Here is an 18,113-nt window from a genome sequence, read left to right as displayed (position 1 = left end):
GCGACACCGAACCGCCATGGACCACACCACTCTGATTCAGACCCTGTTTTCCCCGGCGCGGCGGCTGTTTCAGCTCGAAGGCGAGGGTGCCGTCGGCGAACTTGCCGTCGAGGCCTGGCTCGGCCGCGAGGCGCTGTCCGAGCTCGGCGAAACGCGGATCGTCGCGGTCAGTGCCAATGCCCGCTTGCCGCTGAAGTCCCTGCTCGGCGCGAAGGTCACGCTGTGGACCACGCTGGCGGACGGCAACCGCATTCGCCGCAGCGGCCTGGTGCGCAAGGCCGAGAAGCTGGGCGCCGACGGCAGCCTGGCGCGCTACCGGCTGACCGTGGTGCCGTGGCTGTGGCTGGCCACGCAGCAGCGGCATAGCCAGGTATTCCAGAACCGCACGCTGGCCGATATCGCCGAACAGATCCTGTCGCCGTACGCGCCGCATGCGGTGTGGCGCTATACCGCGGGCGCGCAGCAGCGCATCGATGCGCTGGGCCCACGCGAGCACGTCAGCCAATATCGCGAGACCGATTACGCGTTCTTGTCGCGCTTGCTGGCCGAGGCGGGGTTGGGCTTCGCCTTCGTCGACGACGAGCAGGCGCCGTCCGGGCATGCGCTGACGATCTTCGCGGACAGCCCGCAATTGCCGGAAGGGCAATCGGCTTCGGTGCGCTATCACCGCGCCCACAGCCAGGAAGAAGCCGACGCCGTGCAGCAGCTCGCTTGCCATAGCCGCGTGACGGTGCCGGGTGTCGCGGTGGTGGCATGGGACGGCAACGGCAAGCGCACGCTGCGCGGCCATGCACCGGCCAAGCTCGGAGGCGGCGCACAGTGCCCCGAACCGTATCTGTCGGTCAGCCAGTCGGTGGTCAGCGATGCCGCCGGAGCGCAGCGGTTGGCCGAGCAGTTGATGGAGAGCATCGAGGCGCGCGCGCAGCTGTTCGCCGGACAAGGGACCGTGCGCACCTTCGTCAGCGGTACCCGTGTCGCGATCGAGGATTGCCCCCATCTGCCCAAGCAGGAAGACGGCGGGGCCGCGTATCCCTTGCTGCTTGATATCGTCGAGCACTGCGGCCTGAACAACCTCGCCGCCGAGACGCGCGCCGCGCTGGGCCAACGGCTGGGTCCGCTCGAGGCCGCGCTGTGCTTCGATACGCCGCCGAGTGCGCCCGAGAACGGGCCGATGACGATGGGCTTTCTCGCACCGGGGCAAACGGTCGAGCGTGATACGCCAACGGCCTCGCTGCGCCAGGCCGCCGAACAATACGGCTACGCCAATCTGTTCCGCGCCTGCGATGCCCGCCGTCCGTGGCGCCCGCGCGTTGTCGATGCCAACGGCGCACGGCTGTTCGCCCCGCCGACTGCGATGGGCGTGCAGACCGCGACCGTGGTCGGCCCGCAAGGCGAGACGCAGCCGAACGGCGATGCCGAACACCACGTCAGCCCGCGCGGGGAGATCCGTGTCCGCTTTCCGTGGCAAAAGGGCGAACGCGACGATGATCGCAGCACGCGCTGGGTCCGTGTGGCCCAGCGCCAGGCCGGTGCCGGCATGGGCTGGCAATGGCTGCCGCGCATTGGCCAGGAGGTGCTGGTCAAGTTCGCCGACGACGATATCGACCAGCCGATCGTGATCGGCGCGCTGTACAACGGCCAAGGCGAGGGTGGCATCGCGCCGACGCCAGGCGGCAAGCAGGCTCCTGCGGCCGATGACTCCGTGTATCGGCAAGGCAGCGACACCGCGCCGAGCGCGCAGGCCAATGTGGCGGGCGGCCATGCACCGGCCTGGCACGGCATGAGCGCCGATAAGGACGGACACCGCAACGCCGCCGCCCTGAGCGGCTTCAAGAGCCGCGAGCACGGCGGCGAAGGCGCGAACCAGTTGGTGTTCGACGACAGCGATGGGCAACTGCGCACGCAGTTCGCTACGACCGTCCAGCACACCCAACTGAACCTTGGCCACCTGATTCACCAGCAGGACAACTACCGGGGCAGCTTCCGCGGCGAAGGGTTCGAGCTGCGCACCGACGGCTACGGCGCCATCCGCGGCAAGGCCGGCGTGCTGATCACCACCTATCGCGATGCACAGAGCCAGCGGCCGGTGCCGACCGGAGACAACGCCGCCGGGATCGCGCTGATTCGCCAGGCGAAGTCGCTGACGCAGACGCTGGGCGAGGGCGCGGTCAAGCACCAGACCGCCGCATTGACGACCGCGAAGGACGACGAGGCGCCTCTCGCCAAGCTGGAAACCGCGGCGTCTGGCATGGTCGATGGCAAGGACCTGGACGCCGCGATGCAGGACGCCGCCAGCGGCAACCAGCAGACGCAAGGCAAGGTCCCGCATCCGAGCGAAGCGATCGTGCAACTGGCCGGTCGTGCCGGCCTTGCCATGATCGCGGGGCAAGAACTGCAGATGGTCAACGGCCAATCGCTGGGCATGGTGTCGGGGCAGGACACCAACCTGGCGATCGGCAAGCAGGCGAGGCTGCACAGCGGTCAGGCGTTCGGCATTGCCGCTGCGCTCGAGAAAGCGGGCGAGGGCGACACTGGCCTGAAGCTGATCGCGGGCAGCGAGGACATCGACGTGCAGGCGCAGCACGACGTGATGAAGCTACAGGCCAAGGATGAATTGAAGGTCGTGTCGGCGAATATGCAGGTGGACTTTGCGGCCGCGAAGCGCATTCGCGTGGCGACGGCTGGCGGGGCGTCGATCACCATCGAGGGTGGGAATATTACGGTCGAGTGCCCGGGGGCGATTACTTACAAGAGTGCGCAGAGGAAGTTTGAGGGGCCGGTCAACACCAACTACGATCTGCCGCTGATGCCCAGCAACGTCTGCAAGGAGTGCCTGCTCGCGGCGCAGGCATCCGGCGCACCGTTCGCAGCCAAGTAGAACATGCCGCACGATAACTCGCCTCTCTGGGACTCGATCGAGGCCTTGCCGCGGAACCCGGAAGGCACCTATCGCTATCTGCTGGTGAACCAGGCAGCGATACCGGAGCAACGGCCGTTGCTCTCTCGGCTGACGACGCTGCCGTGCCAGCCCCTGTTTGGCCAGGACGTCGAGGCATGCCAAGACGGGGCGACGCCTTTTGTCGTGCGTATCGACAACGCTCCTGCGGCTGCACGCGCCACGCTTGCCCAGCTTGCGGACGCCGCCTGCTATGGCTGTGCGCTCGGGCTGATCGATACGCCGCTGGATTTACGGGGCATTGCACGCGCGCTGACCGCGCGAACGGATGTCCTGCTTCCCGATGGCGATGCGATGCTGCTGCGCTTCTTCGATACGCGAGTCTTCATGTCGCTGATCGATGTACTGGATGACGAGCAGCGCGATCGGTTCCTGTCTTGCGCGACGGAATGGTGGTACGCGGATCGCGAAGGCGCGATGGTGCCGTCGGCCCGGCTCGGCCAGGATGGGGTTGATCGGTACGAAGCGCCTCTTCGTCTTAGCGCGGCACAGGAACGCACGATGATCGAGGCATCGGAGCCCGATGCCGTCCTCGACCTGCTGGTGTCGCGCGGCACGAGTTCCCTCCTTGCGCACCCATACCCAATGCGCTATCCGATCGTGCTGGGCTTGCTGCAGCGGGCGCGCGGCTGGGGCCTGGAGGATTTGCCGGACCTTGCCGCATTCTGTCTGTTGGCGTTGAACGGGCCCAGCGATTTCGACAGGCTGGCGCCGTGGAATGCATTGCTGCCACAGGTCAAGCGTGGCGAGCTGACCTTCGCCGACGCGATCGAGCGCGCGCAGGACGCGGAACAAAGCGAATGACGAGAAACCACGAATGACGATTCCAATGCAAGGCTTGCGCCGCCATGCACGCCTGTTTGCCGCGCTGTTGCTCACGTGCGCGCTGGCCGCATGCGAGCGAGAGGTTGACGCCAAGTCGGTCGCCGACACCATTCCCAATATCAGCGAGGAGCAACGCGCGCGCATCCGGCAGATGGAAAAGGCCGGTCCCCCGACGTTCCATGGCACCAGGCTGTACACCGGTCCGCATCGAACGCCACCGAAGATGGAAGGGCTGACGATCGTCGGATACAACTACACCGATACCTATATCAGCGACTTTTCCGTTAATGGGGCGGGTGGCGGCAATATCGAGGTCTCGTCCAAAGAGCACAGCTATGGCGGTGGAACTTGCTGCGCGGCAATCCCGGCCGATACCCCATTGCCGCTGACGGTTCAAATCGAATGGAAGCGCGACGGCGATGTGCCGCGCTGTCGGCAGACGGTGCTGCTCGACGGACCGGTGCCGGCAGACCCGCGGTACTTCGAAGTGCATTTCTACCAGGACGGGAAGATCAAGGTGGCCCTGTCCGACTATCCGTCCGTGCCGCACGTATTGATCGATCGCTTCGACTACACCAGGCGCAAGGCGTCTGGCAACGTGATCAACGACACCAAGTACGGCACCTGCGGTCATGACAAGTAAGACGGAAGCGAAGAAAACCACGCCGCTGACGCAGCCCGTGGAAAACCGCGCAAGCGGAGCCGACGCCGCCATGCTCCGATCGGCGGCGACCACGCCGGCTCTCAAGCCGCGACCCGCGTCGCCGTTGGCGTCTGCCGCGGGATTGCGCAAGCAGGATCCCAAGGGCACCTGCAGCCAGTGCATCACCATGTCGATCTTCTTCGACGGCACTGGCAACAATATCGATGCCGATACTCCTTCGCGCGAGCACAGCAACGTCGCCCGGCTGTTCAAGGTCCATCATCCCAACAACGACGCCAAGCAGGTCTATCGGCGCTACGTTCCAGGCATCGGCACGTACTTCAAGGACATCGGCGACCCGGGCGGTACCACGACCGGGCGCGGCATGGGCGCATTGGGACAAAAGCGACTCGATTGGGCGTTCAAGGAGCTGGCCACGGTCCTCAAGAAGGCCGAGGCGCGTGCCAACAATCCCGGAAACAAGATCGTCAAGGTACGTATCGCGGTGTTCGGTTTTTCGCGCGGCGCCGCACTGGCGCGCGCGTTTTGCCGGGACTTGCAAAAGAGCTGCACCGGCCAGCGCGGCAGTTTCAAGCTTCGTGGTGGAGCGCTTGGCACATCCGGCATGGTGATCAAGGGCGGTTATGCCATCGAGGTGTTTTTTCTGGGTCTGTTCGATACCGTTGCCTCGGTCGGCCTTCCAATGAGCGCCAACAACGTGCTCACCAAGCGCCGCAGCGGCCTGGGGTGGCGCGACCTGATCAGAAACTACGACGAAGCCCACCGCGATCTGAAGTATCTGGCCTTTGGCGAACCGGGAGCCGATCCGTCGCCTGGTCCTGCAGACGGTCACGGTGCATGGGCCTCCGACGGCTTGCAGATCCCCGCCATCGTTTCGCAATGCCTCCATATGGTGGCCGCGCATGAGACCCGCAACTCGTTCCCGCTCGATAGCGCGCTCGATGAGCTGCGCTATCCCACCGGTACTGAGGAAATGGTCTATCCGGGGGTTCACTCCGACGTCGGCGGTGGTTATCGACAGGGTGAAGGCGGCAAGTCAGACGTGCTTGCCTTGGCGCCGCTGCGCGCCATGTTGACGCGCGCGGTCTCGGCTGGCGTGCCGATGTATGGCTTGACCGAATTGCAAACGGAAGACCAGAAGATCGATTTCGGCCTCGCTGGCCAACCGCTTGCACGCTTCAATGAGCTGATTCCGCTGTGGACCAAGTACATGAGCACAGTCCCCACTGGATTGCCGTTGGGCAGGACCGTGCTCGCCCATATGCGCCAGTATTGGCTGTACCGCATTTCCGCCGCCGTGCTGCGCACCGCGAAAGGCGGCAAGAAGACGCAGGAGCAGCGAACCATCGAAAACAACGAAGCGGCGTTCAAGAAGGAGCGCGCCAAGCTCGAGGCGGATGCCAAGGCGAAGCGTGCTGCCTATCAGACTGCCTCCGCCAACCGAATCGGCGCGGAAGAGGGTCTGGAAGCTGCAAAGAAGAGCCCCGCATTCAAGAGCCAGGTGCCGATGTGGGAATCGATGGTGCGCGATGCGAAGCAGAAAGAAGCCGATGCAATGGACGTCTGGCGCCGAGCCCGCGCCCGCGCCGACACCGCTGCCAACGACGGCGATCTGCTCGAGAACATGGAGACGTACGACGAATGGCTGCTTGAAGACGCCGCGGTTTTGCACAAATGGCACAAGGAGGAGCCAAGCAAACGCATGCGGCCGCATTACAAGGCCATCGTCGACGCTTACGAGCAGGTCGTCATTCAGAAGAAGCCGCTGGCGGAGACATCGGACCTCTATCGATTCTTCTCGATGTACGTGCATGATTCCCTGTCGGGATTCGCTACCGACAATACGCGCACGACCGATCCTCGGGTGCTGTATGTGGGCGGGGATATCAAGGAGAAGTACGCGGCGGTTCAAAGGCCGGGGACTGGGCTGGTGGCGGCTTGACATGCCACGATGGGGAGACATGTACTCTGGTCCCGGCACGAACACGTCCAACAGGTAAGGGATACTCGTCACTGGGCCCGCACGGAACTGTAAGGCGCCATGCGCCTACGCGGGGCGGTTCGCCCATACGCGCGGGAGGCGTACCAGTGAGGTGGATTGCCGTAGCCTTTGTCGCATGCGCCCTAGGGTCGTGTGGTGACGAGCTGATCGGTACCAACGTTGTCGGCTACAACCACACCGATAAGGCCATCGGCCATTTCACGGTCAATGGAGGCGGTGGCGCTTACATGGAACCTCATGCGGGTGGCGGGAAATTTGCGTGTTGCGCTAGCGTGCCAATTCCGTGGCAGCCCGGATTGACCATGACCGTCGGCTGGACTGACGAATTTGACGAGAACTACCGACAGCGCGTTGTGGAGGTGCCGAAGTACGACAAGGTGGGCGATGTGGCAGTCCACTTCTTGAGGAACGGCGAAATAAAGATATTCGTGACCAATTACGCGCTATGGCACCCCCAATATCCCCTTAAAGGGACAGAGGCACAGTTGAGGCCAGGTGTGGATCCAATCGCTCCTGTCGGTGCGCAAAAATAATAGCCAATCTGAATCTCCTTTGCGGCGGATGGCGTTTGTCGCGTCTACCACAATGGGCCGAACAGTCCGATGAGCAAGCCATGCAATTGCGGGATGCCATTATTGATTCCTTCGCTTGCGGCCCGGTGCAGCGTAAGGCGACGTTAGACTGGCGCTTTGGCGGCGGAGTAGGCCCCCCACCGGGGCGTGGGCGCATGACTGGAGCTCTCCGTCTTGGGTCCAATGTCCATCGTCGTGGTCAACGCTATGGCGTAGTGGCTCAGCAAGTTCCTCATGGAGATTACGCATCCGATTAGCGCCGCCCGCTATCGCGAAGAAGTCCGAAGCATCTGGAAAGACCGCTACCGGAGCATCACGATAGCCGGGGTGAAGGGCGTGGAGTCATTCGAGCGTCTGCGTCGCGCGGATGTAACCATTGACCATGGCTACTTGGTCGTTGCGTTGGGAACGCCGGGCACCGAGAGCAGGCCGAGTGTGATGCTCTACGTCATACAGCGCGCTGATTTTGCAAAGAAGGCTGGCGTTGCACCGTTGGACCAGTCTTCGTTCCTTGCGCTGGCACGCGAAATTGCCGCAAGCGTCAAGATCAGGAATCTGCATCACTGACTTGTTCAAGGGAAAGATATGGGGGTGCGTTCAATCGGTATCGGCGCGATGGGTATCGCGGTATTGCTGCTCGCAGTCGGATGTTCCGCAACCGAAGATCAGGTGCCAGCTAATCTGCTCGGCTACAACCATACCGACCGAAATATTGCAAGGTTTACGGTCGACGGACATGGTGTGGCTTCGGTACGTCCTCATTCCACTAGTGGTTTCGTCTGCTGTGTCAGTGTCCCGCACCAATGGCGTCAAGGGTTGACTGTCAAAGTGAAATGGGACGACGGCGAGATGAGCGCTGGGGCGCGAGATTATGTCTCTCATGAAAAAGTTGTGTTTGTTCCGAAGTACAACGAGAACGATACCGGTGGGCAGTTCGCCGTCCACTTCTTCCCAGGCGAGGACGTCAAGGTGCTCGTGACGCGCCACTTTCCCGGCCACGACAGATATCCTTATCCCTCGCCTTCCGGAACAAAGAAATGAGCGCAAGACCATCGGAGTCGTTTCCAACTGAGGGGTTGCACAGGCTTCGTGCGAACGAGCAGGGTAAAACGTATCTCGCACTAGCGGAATCGACATTGGCGAGTCGTCTTCCATCCGCGCAATATCCCGTGGAACGGAGCGGAGCATGAGGCAAGGTATTGTCCGTAGCTTGATTCCTGCTGCGGTCGTGGCATGCTCGCCGCTGGCATATGGCCAGGCCGCCGTGGCGAATGGCGCAGGGCCGGCAATATCGAAGTTTCGTCCAAGGAGCACAGTTACGGCGGGGGCACCTGCGAGTTCAAGTGAATCACCCCTGAGCTACGACCGCTTGTCGTCGTCAGTCGCCAACAAGTCCAGATGACCATCCGACAGTACGTCTTGATGTCCCTTCTCGTCTTTGGATGTGTGCCTGTCATCGCTGCGGCCGACTGCATCCGGATGGATCTGTTGGCGGACGGACCAAGCATATGTGTCCCAGATGCCATGAAGGCGCAACGCAACGCCGCGCTGACTTCCCGATATGCCGGTACGACGTGTGTCTCGTTTGGTCTTCCTAAAGCAGCCCAGGATGTCGGTCTGATGTGTGCCTCTGCGAGCCAGGAATTCTTGAGGGACTTCGGCGTTATGACGGACCGGGACGGAGGACCATTTGCTGACGGCGGCCGCGGCCCGCAAGGCGTCAGTGTCGCGACCGGGATGTCGCTGTATCCGATGGAAGTGATGGAAGATTTCAAGCTGGCACATACGGTATTCGGTGCCGTCATAGACTGCGATGAGGCGGGCGGGGCGGTGTACAGGGCCACGTCGAGCTGTCACGTGGCCATCTCGTTTCTGCCGAACCGGCGCTTTCTATACAGTTCCTTTGTGCTGCAAAACCATGTATCGGGGCAAGTGGAGGCCCGCATGCATGACATCGTCGACCTATGGAAATCAGTAAGGATTTCCGAATGACGGTGGCGCACGTGAAGCGTGTCTTAGTCAGTGATGGGAACCGGTGGCATATCGCAGTGATGTTTCACATCGCATTGATCCTGTCCCTGGCGCTCGCCAGCACAACGCTCTTTGCCGAAGGCCAGCATCGCCGCTTTTCCGGCGAGTCCGTCTCCTTCGAGTTCGACGCCACACGCTACCAGTCGATAACGGAGGCGGGGAGTGCTGAGCGAGGTGATGGCAGCACGCCTGCTCAGGCCTACAACCTGACATTGCATCGGCGTCATGCGATCGGGGAGAGTGATGCTGATGCGGGCACTGTCTGTCTCTTGCCTCTGAATGCGTGCGCCAGCAGGGGCCGCGGTGAGCTTCCCTATTGGCTTGACGAAGGCAGCGAATTGAAAGTCTTTGGTCCTACGGAACCCGTACGACGGAAAACGCTCAGCGGGCGGTTGATACTGGAAGCATTTCCCCTTTGCGGCTGGCATGAAGGTAATGATTGGATGCCATATGGGGGGCAATGTTACGTCGCGGTTTTCCCATTGGAGGGCAAAGTTGTGAGCTTTACTTTCCTGCTGGGAAAGGCCTCTGGCTGCAAGCAGTACGAGCGCTGCTGGGCCGGTCAGTTGAGAGCGGCAAGGCGAATGCTCGCGACGGTCCAATAGAGGGCGACCTTCTGCAGAAGCACTAGCCAGATTGACGAACGCTATGACACAGCGACTTTCTCGTTCTTTGATGTGCCTGCCGTTCCTTTTCTGCATGTCGACGTCCCGCGCTGCCACATCCGTCGTGCAGCACGATATCGCCGCTTGCATGAACAGGAAGAGTACGGCCCTTGCCTCGTGCGAGAGTGAGTGTGGTTTGATAGCGAAGCGCTGCTATGACGAGGCGGAGAATGGATATATCGCGAGGATTCATGACACGATAGCGGCCGCATCGGGTAACGCATGCCCGGTCGATCTGAGAGCCGTTTCGGAGAAATACGATGCCCTGAGAGGCCACATAGAAGAGACCCTTGAACCGGGCTCGTGGCAGCAGCTCGATATGCGCCTGATTCTGCTTGGAAGCCAGATTGAGTTGCTGCGCGCCGTGCAACGAGGGTGCGCGCATCGGTTGCGAAGAGCGCCGGCACCCGATGGCCATCTTGCAAATTCAGTGCCCCAAGACTCAGCCGGGGCCGACGTATTCAACGTAGAACAACCACCTGCTGCCGGTGACCGGAACGCCGAATGCGCGCCCGGACGGTCTGCTCACCATCCACCGTGCGTCGTAGATGGGACGCGCGCCGCGGAGGGCTTCTTCCAGCGCGACGGTGGCGTCTTTACCAAGCCATGGCCGAACGAAGGCCCTAGGAATGGTGGCGTTGCCTCGATACGACGATTCCGCGGAAATGCGCTTCACATCAGAATCGGACAGCGTCGCCACGCCGATCACCGACACATAGTCGGTTGGGCCGATTCCGTCATCGCCTTTCTTGGATTCGGGCAACGTTACGACCTCGAATCGAACGTCGCGGGCGGGTCGTTGCAAGCGTAGATGCGCCCCGAAGGCGCTCGGATCCGCGTTGGGCCCCGGCTGCGATTCCGAGCATGCTGTCAGTGCGAATGCCAAGGCCGAGATGGTGATTCGGAGCGCGCGGAGCTGGCGCTGCGGGCGAGACGGGGTAGGCATTCTCGTATTGTCCAAGTGCTCGCCATTCCTGGTCGGCTTGATACGGTGCAAGGAGTGCCCTCCTGGGCATGAGCGCCAACAAGGGCCTACATCAGTGAATCGGCTGCTGGCCTATGTCTGTGTCCGTGCGTAGTCGACCCAGTCACGGGGGTAGAACGGCATGTCACGGTAGCCAGAGTCATCCATATTGAGCACAACGGTGGCTGCGCCGGCTTCCCAGGACCAATAACCGTAGAACGATACATCGGCATCGCCGTGCTGGTTGAAATAGGGCTCGCTTCGGCTGAGGTGGTACCAGTCCGCCAGGTACTTCGCCATAAGGGCTGGACGTGCGCCGGGATCGGCATCGAAAACAGTGATTAGCCTACGGTACGGAAGATGGCGCGTCGTGTCCGTCGGGTACAAATTTCGGGAGCCGACGAATGACGCGGCCAATCTCTCGATAAGTCCGTCGTGTACCCCCATATCGGCGTTGCCATAGTCCAGGAAGGCCATGACACGCGGCATATCGTTGCCAAAGCCGCTGAGGATGGCGAAGCAAACCATGCGAAGGGCAACGATCCAGTATTCCTCGTCACGCAGTGAGGCATGAGGTGTCACGTAGTTGTCGGCTTCTGGGCTGCGATGATACTGCTCATGGTGCAAGGCATATTCCAGGGCCCACTCGAGCGCGAAGGGCCATACCCGGGCGACGCATTGAACGTCTGTGCCGGCGGAGTATTGCATGCTCATCCAGTCCAACACATCCCAAAGACGCTGTTGAGTGGCCATCGTCAATGCGCCGACCTTCCGCCGTGCGGTGGCCTTTGGCAGGTCCACAGTGACGGTTGCCAGACCGCCCAACTTGTCGTTGAAACGCTTGTCGTAGGTTTTGAAGCGGAAGTACGGTTCCCGCTTGTTTCTTTCAAACTGGTGCTGGGTAATTTTTTGCCCGAACCAGTCTTGCCAGTCAGGTTGTCGTTCCGTCATCGTTTCGAATGTCAGTCAGCCTGGCTTGATTCGGATCGGCGTTCCAATGCAGGGATACGTTGGACGACGGCGGCAGTGCCATTGAGCCGTCACCTACGCATTCTTCGGCACGGCTCGGACGCGAGTCCAAGATATGCGGCGTTTGGATATGACCGATTGGCATTGTCCGGCATGCACCCCAATCTTGAAGATGCGTTTGCTCAACAGGCAACAGCCTCGCGGGATCCGAGCAGGCCGTCGTTAATCACAGAGGCTATGATAGCCATACGCCCCGTCGGTATCTACCAACCTTAGGTCTAACATGGATAAGCCCCCTGAGCTACTAAGGTGTCGCCCGGTGGAATCTGTGCAAAAAATGAGGCGTGTGCGAAGAAATATATTCTGCGGGAAGGTTATCAAACACATGGAACAAGTTGACGTTCCCAGCGCACTTGTGTTTATCAATGTCGCGCGGCGATTGAGTAAAAATAGATCAGTGCATCGCGTTGCGAAGCTACTTTTCGTCGCGATATCAATGTGGACGTTGTCCGCGTGTGAGACGGAGATGGTCGGCACCAACATCGTTGGCTACAACCACACAGATAGCGATATCGGTCACTTCACAGTCGATGGAAAAGGAGGAAACTATCTTGGTGCTCATGAAGGCGGAGGTGGCTTCGTATGCTGCGTGGCGGTGCCAGAATCATGGACACCAGACCTCGGAGTGAAGATCGGTTGGACCGACGAGCATGACAAGAACTACCGGGAACGCGTAGTGCCTGTGCCGAGATACGACGAAGTCGGGCACTTTGCCGTTCACTTTCTTCGGAACGGCGAGATCAAGGTCTTCGTGACGATGTATGCCTTATGGTCGCCGCACTATCCCCTGAAGGGCTCCGATGCGCAGCTTCGGCATGGTGTCGATCCCAGTGGACCCGGAGGAAAGGAAAGATGATGATGCGGAAAAGCCGGCGCAAGACGGGCTCCGACATTCCTCTCTCCGGTGCCTGCAGTGGTACCAGCGTATCCGCGGGCATGCCCCCTTTGACAGTAACAGTGTTGTTCTCTGCTTTCCTGGGCCTTTTGTCGCCTGGTGTTGCCGTAGCAGAAGCCTTTGTTGACCCAAGCTTTGCGCTTCAGTCGGATGGTCGCGAAGTGGCGATGCGAGACGGCAGTGGCAAAGCGCTTGTCTGCGAGCTTGGGTTCAAGGCTGACAGTGCTGAACCGTCGTCAGATGGTGCTGCGCTCATTGTCTCGGACACTGAGTATGTCTTGATTGAAGACTTGTCCCGGTGCGAACAAGCTCGTCCATCGAAGAAGAGAATTCCAGCGGCGGCAGGAACATTGATCGATCTAAATATCAACAAGGGTATCTATCTGTCCATAGATTCCATCTCAACAACGCCGCTAAGTTTTCTTGCGACAATCGCCCGAATAGGAACCTCGCGCAATCTTGTTGACATCCCGGGGGCCTATGTTCCGTCAATGCCATTGGAGCAGCTCTAGAAGTACGGTTTTGCATATGATGACTCCCGTGCCAAAGGTAGGCTATCGGCAGATGGACGCTTCGCGTCTCCCAACGGTGAGATGGATTGCGGACCTGATAGCTACCCCGGGGTATGGGACATCAGTGCAAACCGCAAGGTTGTGGCGCCGCCGGACGTTCAGGAGCATGGCGCCGAACGTATCGCCTATTGGTGTCGCCTGCTGTTCTCGCGGAAGCCAAAGTAAGAAGCCTTGGGCGCCACCGGAGCGACAACCGATGATCAATCCGTGCAGCTAAGGCTCGGGGTAGAGGAGAACGGGGTCGCGGAAGATTGCATTTTCATGCCCTTAGTGCGGCGGGCCGATGGGAGCCGACGATGGAAGGGAAAGCTCCTTATCGGTGCAGTACTGGCTCAATTCCAGGTCCCCATCTGGCGGGCCGTAAAAGAATGTCTTCCTGTCAAACCTGAGCCGAAAAAAGCGTGTCCGCACCCGCTCCAGCTTCTCGTCATAGCACGCCCGGCTGGCCCTGAGATCACTGAACTGCTGTGGCTTGGCACGGCGTATCGGCTTCAGATCCGTGAGCATTTCATCGGCTACCTGAAGGAAAGTCTTGTCCTTGCACTGGACGAATGCCATCAAATGAACCACCTCATGTAGCCCGTATGCCGACCGAAAGTCCTTTACGATGACGTCAGGAAGACCATCGTTGTTCAGGTCGGGGCGCGAGTGCAAATACGTTTTCCCCTGTGTGTACGAATAAAAGCAATCCACGTCGTCCTGACCGGGGAAGCACACGGAGACGGCTCCGTCATCACGAAACTTGATGTCGAAGATGCGGTCGTCAGCAGCCTTGTTGCAGAACCGCTGAATTCCTTCGCTTGAATGGAGACTTCCGGCCTCCGCCAGCGCTACCGCGGACGCCGCGGCAGACATCACGATGATTTTCTTTAGCATCAATGTCACAGTCCTGTGGTGTCCAACACGAAGGAGTGTCGCGCTTCTGAGAGCGGTCCCAACTCGTGGTTCAGGGAATACTTGCGGATCTCCCGTCCGGCGTATGCCGGCCAGGATGCAAGATCTTTCTGGCTACTGGTGATCGCCGTCGCATCTGTCAGTAGTTGTCGGCTCAGGGCTTGCTCGTGCAGGTCAGTCCAACGATTCAGCGGTAGAGCCCAATCGATACTTGGGTTCGCCAGTATTGCCTTATGCACGGAATCACCTACTGCGTTGCCGGCTACGTGTGCGGGGCGAAAGATGTGCCAACGCAGGAGGATCGCGATGGCCTTCTCCGAGGTGAAGACCGTGCCGAGGGAGCCTGCTATCCGTTGGTTACCCGCTCTGGCCAGCACAGGAATGGCAAGGATGGCTCTTAATCGGAGCCGTACCATATCCCACATCGAGCTACGAACGCCCGGTACACATCGGCCTGCCATCACCCACCGGTAGAACCAATGCCACGTCTTGTAGTAATTCGCCTCTGGTAGCTGGCGGCTGACTTCCGGAAGTCTGCCGAGATTGTCCGGCGCCTCGGCGGGACTCGTGACGGGCGCGTGCTGGCGAATCCAGCCGGCATACTTGCGCTGGCCAGCGTTCCATAGCGCTCCCTGGTTGCTCCGCACCCACGCGGCGGAAGGATAGAGCCCGAAATTGCCGAAGGCAGTAAGGTAGTCGGACCGATGGTGATGTAGGACATAGGCGAGGAACCCGGCCAGCTCACCATTGTGGTACCCCTTGGCGGGCAGGACGCCCAATGTCCAATGACACGGACCGATTGACACAAGAGCGTCGTCGTATGCGTTGACGGAGTCGAACGCTGCCAGGCATTCCTGCTCGGCCGTGGCTCTGACTACCCTGTACGTCGATGCCGTGGCACACCGAGGGTCCGCCTGTAGTGCCGCCAACGTTCTCCCCTCGATTAAGCGTTCAGGAGTCATTTCGCTTTCGGGCCAGCAGTGCGCTGGCACAGTGCTGACGGGACCGCCGTAGCCCTTGTAGTTGGTGTAGCTGCCAAGTGGTTGGTAATGGTCGTCCCGTTGCGTGCTGGGATAGCAGTAGTAGCGCGTGAAGTCTCGAAAGAACATTCGGGTGTGGGTCTTCCACCGGGGTCCGCTTTTTACGCCTACGTGCGTGATCTCATCGTGTCGCCAGATGTTTATCCCGTTCACAAACGGCCGGGTACGAGCCAGCGTTCTGGCGTCCACGGTCCACGCCTCAACGATCACCGGGCAACGGTAATTGTCGTGGATCCAATGTTCCACGGCGTCCCGCGTCTTCTGATCGACGATTCCCGATATTGGACCCGCGTATCTGCATGTGTTTGGGATGCGCGACAGTGTGGCAGCATAGATCGACTCTGCCGGACTTGAGCCTTCGTGCACTCCTAGCAATGCAACATCATGCGCGTGCTCGGCCAACGGCGTGCCGAGTTGGCTCGCGGGAAGGAGACTTCGAAGTCGTGCTGCGCTGAATTGCGCGACATGCGACATCCCCGCATAGATTTGGAATTCGCGTACTGCCCACTCTGTATAACGGTCGAAGTAGCCGCTGGGTACGCCCACGACCCCGAACCCGAGGGATCGAAGATCGCGCTGCAGTTGTTGCACGTATTGGGGTACAACGAGCGTCGCTCCACCCTGATCTTGTGGCGTCTCGCCGGTTGCCGGATAGGAAGGTGGATCAACGAGCCCGCCCCAACGCGGCGGGCGGTTGTCTCGAACGACGCCATCGTGATCGTCGCGCTGAAGGTCGAAGTTGCCGTATCGCATGGGGCGGCCGAGAGTCAGATGTCATGCTGGGCGCTAAGCGAGGTCAGCGCATCCGCATGTAGGTCAGAGGACGAGGGCATCCTGACCCTCTCGTGGAACGCGCGCAGTGCCGCCCGGGTTCTTTGGCCGCAGACTCCGTCGAGTTTGCCATCATAGAAACCGAGATTTTTGAGGCGGGACTGGATGCCGCGGTGATCCTTCGTATCGCCCTGCACGCGTAGATCCAATGTCCATTGCCACGGCTGGTGTTGACGGTCGAATGGATGAATTGTCAGCGTGGCGGTCTTCGTGCCTGGCACCATGGGATGTGCTATGACTCCGCTGCCCGGGACATTTCCTTCGAACGTCTGGGATCCCAGGCACAGCACATAGGGCTTGCCGACTGTGGATTCCGCTTCGTATGGCCGGGTGATACGGACAGCGAAGTACCCGGGCGGGGCCACGGTGGCTGAGGCCGAATGGAGAGGGATTGTTGGGTTGCCATCCGACGTGGCGAACGCATGTAGAGTCGCTTTGACTTCGAGCAGACCTGACGTCTCGAAGGTAATTGCATTCCCCTCCAACCGGATTGCCGAATCTGCACCATGCAGCACGACGGTGTTCTTCGCCAGAATCTCGACGACATCGTTCGACGAAGTCACCACCACTTCCTTGTCCGCGAGGATCGCCAACGCACCGGCATGTGCCTGCACCGATAGCGGTCCGTTCGCCGCCACGGCTTTCAAGCCATTACGCTGCACGAATAGCGACACGCCTTGCGCTGCGGCCATCGCGATGGTCTTGTCGGCGGTCATCTGCCAATCCGATTGCACGGTGCCATGCAGGTGTCGGCCCGAATAGACCGCGGTGGTCTCTTGGCTCGATACGGCGATGGAAGTCGGCGCCTCCGCCGCCAGCAGCGGCTCGGCATAGCGCTCGACTGGCTTGCCGTCCGGCTGCTTGGCCTCCTGGCCATTGACCGTGTCTCCGTAATGCCCGTCCTGCTCCGGCTCGACCATCGTCAACAGTGGCTCGAAGACCTCGTTGGCGGTCAGGGGCAGGGCGGTTTGCGTTTGAGCCGCAGTCGACAGGCGTTCGGCGGTGCGTTGTGCACCCTTGAGCAGCGCGATGGCTTCGGGCATGCCCATCACGGTGCCGGCGGCGCGCGGACGAGCGGTGGTCGATAGCAGTAGGCCTTGGCCGGCGCGCACCACCGCCCACGCATCGCTGCGCAGCTCGGCACCGGTTCCACGCCACGGTCCGCGCTGCGCATCCTGCGGGCCGTGAGCGACCAGATATCCCAGATTCAATTGGGTCTGCGCCGCGGAGCTGGCCAACCGCATGCGCAGCCGGCCCTTGAAGTCGTCGACGACCCACTGGTTGTAGCCGTCGCCGCCAAGGCCGCGGGTATGCCAGCCGGACAGCATCGAAGCGAGCGGCTTGTCGTCGTTTTCCCAGGGCGGGGTGTCCTGCTCGTTGTGCAGCTGCATCGCGGCCAGCGGCCGGTCGATGTCGCCGTCGAGGAAGGTCAGCAGCAGTTCGGTACCGACGCGCGGCAGGTGGTGCGTGCCCCAGTTGGGGCCCGCCATGGCGCCGGCGACGCGGACCCAGGCGGTGACCTGGGTCAGGTCATCAGAGCCGGGATCGGTGAACGAGGCAGACTGTCCAGCCTGATCCGCCGGTGCAGGGGCACGCAGCCACGGAAAGCGAACCCGCACGCGATGATCGCGGTCGGTGTGCAGGGGCGTCGCGCCCTCGGCGATGACGATCGCGGTCTGGCTTTCCGGGGCAGTCGGCTTGGCGCGGAAACGCGGCACGATCGGCGCATCGGCGCGCACCGCTTCGAGCATATTGCGATAGCCGCCGGCCTCGATATCCGTGGTGCCGAGCAGCTGGGCGACATCGGCGCCGAGATTGTTGGCCGCTTCGTGGCGCACCGACAGCGCGACGAATTCCTCGTCATCACCACCAAAGTGTTCGGTCAGCGCAAAGCGCTGTCCCGCGCCCAATTGCCGCACCGTGCCGGCGCCATCGAACCGCACGAACTCACCTTCCTCGGCCTGCATGCACAATTGCGCCGCACGATCGGCCGTCGCCGCATCGGGATAGCGATAGGGTCCATGCGCATCGAACGCTTCGAGCGTCGGCCATTCGCCTTGCACCGAAGCGGCATTTGCCTGCGCCGAGGCGGCGGTCAGCGTCTTGTAATCCCACGACGAGACGGTGACGGCATTGGGCCCGACGCTGTGCCGCGTGGACCAGACTGTCATCG

The 18,113-nt window shown here is 61.2% G+C and carries 16 protein-coding genes; 11 read left to right on the top strand and 5 right to left on the bottom strand.

The features are described 5' to 3' along the window. Positions 1-16: 16 nt before the first annotated feature. The 9 genes from J5T34_RS08560 (at position 17) to J5T34_RS08520 (ending at position 9,655) form a co-directional block, all read left to right on the top strand. On the top strand, positions 17-2,878 hold the full coding sequence (locus J5T34_RS08560; protein WP_208579383.1) for a type VI secretion system Vgr family protein: 2,862 nt from the start codon (positions 17-19) through the stop codon (positions 2,876-2,878). A 3-nt stretch (positions 2,879-2,881) separates the two neighbouring features. Next, positions 2,882-3,760, top strand: coding sequence for a DUF4123 domain-containing protein (locus tag J5T34_RS08555; RefSeq protein WP_208579382.1), 879 nt, complete (start codon positions 2,882-2,884; stop codon positions 3,758-3,760). A gap of 13 nt (positions 3,761-3,773) precedes the next feature. Next, entirely contained in the window at positions 3,774-4,424 is a 651-nt protein-coding gene (locus J5T34_RS08550; RefSeq protein WP_208579381.1) for a DUF3304 domain-containing protein, read from the top strand. Next, the gene (locus J5T34_RS08545) at positions 4,414-6,387 is read left to right on the top strand and encodes a T6SS phospholipase effector Tle1-like catalytic domain-containing protein (RefSeq protein ID WP_208579380.1); all 1,974 of its coding nucleotides are present in this window, start codon (positions 4,414-4,416) and stop codon (positions 6,385-6,387) included. The genes J5T34_RS08550 and J5T34_RS08545 overlap by 11 nt, the downstream gene beginning before the upstream one ends. 146 nt (positions 6,388-6,533) lie before the next feature. Continuing rightward, positions 6,534-6,980, top strand: a complete 447-nt coding sequence (locus tag J5T34_RS24060) for a DUF3304 domain-containing protein (RefSeq protein ID WP_208579379.1) — start codon at positions 6,534-6,536, stop codon at positions 6,978-6,980. 273 nt (positions 6,981-7,253) lie between these two features. Continuing rightward, a complete protein-coding gene (locus tag J5T34_RS08535) occupies positions 7,254-7,586 on the top strand; it encodes a hypothetical protein (RefSeq protein ID WP_208579378.1) in 333 nt (110 codons plus the stop codon). Between the two features lie 18 nt (positions 7,587-7,604). Further along, on the top strand, positions 7,605-8,060 hold the full coding sequence (locus J5T34_RS08530) for a DUF3304 domain-containing protein (RefSeq protein WP_208579377.1): 456 nt from the start codon (positions 7,605-7,607) through the stop codon (positions 8,058-8,060). A gap of 357 nt (positions 8,061-8,417) precedes the next feature. Further along, complete coding sequence (locus J5T34_RS08525; protein WP_208579376.1) at positions 8,418-9,011, top strand: hypothetical protein; 594 nt, start codon at positions 8,418-8,420, stop codon at positions 9,009-9,011. Continuing rightward, positions 9,008-9,655: a hypothetical protein gene (locus J5T34_RS08520; RefSeq protein ID WP_208579375.1), complete on the top strand. Its 648-nt coding sequence runs from the start codon at positions 9,008-9,010 to the stop codon at positions 9,653-9,655. The genes J5T34_RS08525 and J5T34_RS08520 overlap by 4 nt, the downstream gene beginning before the upstream one ends. 502 nt (positions 9,656-10,157) lie before the next feature. Here J5T34_RS08520 and J5T34_RS08515 read toward each other — a convergent pair. Together J5T34_RS08515 and J5T34_RS08510 are read right to left on the bottom strand one after the other, a co-directional pair. Next, the gene (locus J5T34_RS08515; RefSeq protein WP_208579374.1) at positions 10,158-10,478 is read right to left on the bottom strand and encodes a hypothetical protein; all 321 of its coding nucleotides are present in this window, start codon (positions 10,476-10,478) and stop codon (positions 10,158-10,160) included. A gap of 294 nt (positions 10,479-10,772) precedes the next feature. Next, positions 10,773-11,630, bottom strand: coding sequence for a PoNe immunity protein domain-containing protein (locus tag J5T34_RS08510; RefSeq protein ID WP_208579373.1), 858 nt, complete (start codon positions 11,628-11,630; stop codon positions 10,773-10,775). A 403-nt stretch (positions 11,631-12,033) separates the two neighbouring features. On the opposite strand from J5T34_RS08510, the gene J5T34_RS08505 reads away from it, so the two are divergent. Beyond that, positions 12,034-12,564 (top strand): DUF3304 domain-containing protein, encoded by a 531-nt coding sequence (locus J5T34_RS08505; protein WP_244258773.1) that lies wholly within the window; start codon positions 12,034-12,036, stop codon positions 12,562-12,564. Next, on the top strand, positions 12,561-13,115 hold the full coding sequence (locus J5T34_RS08500; RefSeq protein WP_208579372.1) for a hypothetical protein: 555 nt from the start codon (positions 12,561-12,563) through the stop codon (positions 13,113-13,115). Before J5T34_RS08505 ends, J5T34_RS08500 begins: the two co-directional genes overlap by 4 nt. A 327-nt stretch (positions 13,116-13,442) precedes the next feature. On the opposite strand, the gene J5T34_RS08495 is transcribed toward J5T34_RS08500, so the two are convergent. From J5T34_RS08495 to vgrG, 3 genes are all read right to left on the bottom strand, one after another. Further along, positions 13,443-14,051: a hypothetical protein gene (locus J5T34_RS08495; RefSeq protein WP_208579371.1), complete on the bottom strand. Its 609-nt coding sequence runs from the start codon at positions 14,049-14,051 to the stop codon at positions 13,443-13,445. Between the two features lie 5 nt (positions 14,052-14,056). Continuing rightward, on the bottom strand, positions 14,057-15,862 hold the full coding sequence (locus tag J5T34_RS08490; protein ID WP_208579370.1) for a peptidoglycan-binding domain-containing protein: 1,806 nt from the start codon (positions 15,860-15,862) through the stop codon (positions 14,057-14,059). A gap of 14 nt (positions 15,863-15,876) precedes the next feature. Further along, the coding region (gene vgrG / locus J5T34_RS08485) for a type VI secretion system tip protein VgrG (RefSeq protein WP_208579369.1) at positions 15,877-18,113 on the bottom strand (2,237 nt) is incomplete at its 5' end.

Origin of the sequence: Cupriavidus gilardii (assembly GCF_017598945.1) — a bacterium.
GTDB classification, from domain to species: Bacteria; Pseudomonadota; Gammaproteobacteria; order Burkholderiales; family Burkholderiaceae; genus Cupriavidus; species Cupriavidus gilardii_E.
This window is presented reverse-complemented; position numbering and strand designations above follow the sequence as displayed.

Bases quoted from the DNA above. Each gene is read 5' to 3' on its own strand.
- J5T34_RS08560 (WP_208579383.1), top strand. From the start codon at position 17: ATGGACCACACCACTCTGATTCAGACCCTGTTTTCCCCGGCGCGGCGG.
- J5T34_RS08555 (WP_208579382.1), top strand. From the start codon at position 2,882: ATGCCGCACGATAACTCGCCTCTCTGGGACTCGATCGAGGCCTTGCCG.
- J5T34_RS08550 (WP_208579381.1), top strand. From the start codon at position 3,774: ATGACGATTCCAATGCAAGGCTTGCGCCGCCATGCACGCCTGTTTGCC.
- J5T34_RS08545 (WP_208579380.1), top strand. From the start codon at position 4,414: ATGACAAGTAAGACGGAAGCGAAGAAAACCACGCCGCTGACGCAGCCC.
- J5T34_RS08535 (WP_208579378.1), top strand. From the start codon at position 7,254: ATGGAGATTACGCATCCGATTAGCGCCGCCCGCTATCGCGAAGAAGTC.
- J5T34_RS08530 (WP_208579377.1), top strand. From the start codon at position 7,605: ATGGGGGTGCGTTCAATCGGTATCGGCGCGATGGGTATCGCGGTATTG.
- J5T34_RS08525 (WP_208579376.1), top strand. From the start codon at position 8,418: ATGACCATCCGACAGTACGTCTTGATGTCCCTTCTCGTCTTTGGATGT.
- J5T34_RS08520 (WP_208579375.1), top strand. From the start codon at position 9,008: ATGACGGTGGCGCACGTGAAGCGTGTCTTAGTCAGTGATGGGAACCGG.
- J5T34_RS08510 (WP_208579373.1), bottom strand. From the start codon at position 11,630: ATGACGGAACGACAACCTGACTGGCAAGACTGGTTCGGGCAAAAAATT.
- J5T34_RS08505 (WP_244258773.1), top strand. From the start codon at position 12,034: ATGGAACAAGTTGACGTTCCCAGCGCACTTGTGTTTATCAATGTCGCG.
- J5T34_RS08500 (WP_208579372.1), top strand. From the start codon at position 12,561: ATGATGATGCGGAAAAGCCGGCGCAAGACGGGCTCCGACATTCCTCTC.
- J5T34_RS08495 (WP_208579371.1), bottom strand. From the start codon at position 14,051: ATGCTAAAGAAAATCATCGTGATGTCTGCCGCGGCGTCCGCGGTAGCG.
- J5T34_RS08490 (WP_208579370.1), bottom strand. From the start codon at position 15,862: ATGCGATACGGCAACTTCGACCTTCAGCGCGACGATCACGATGGCGTC.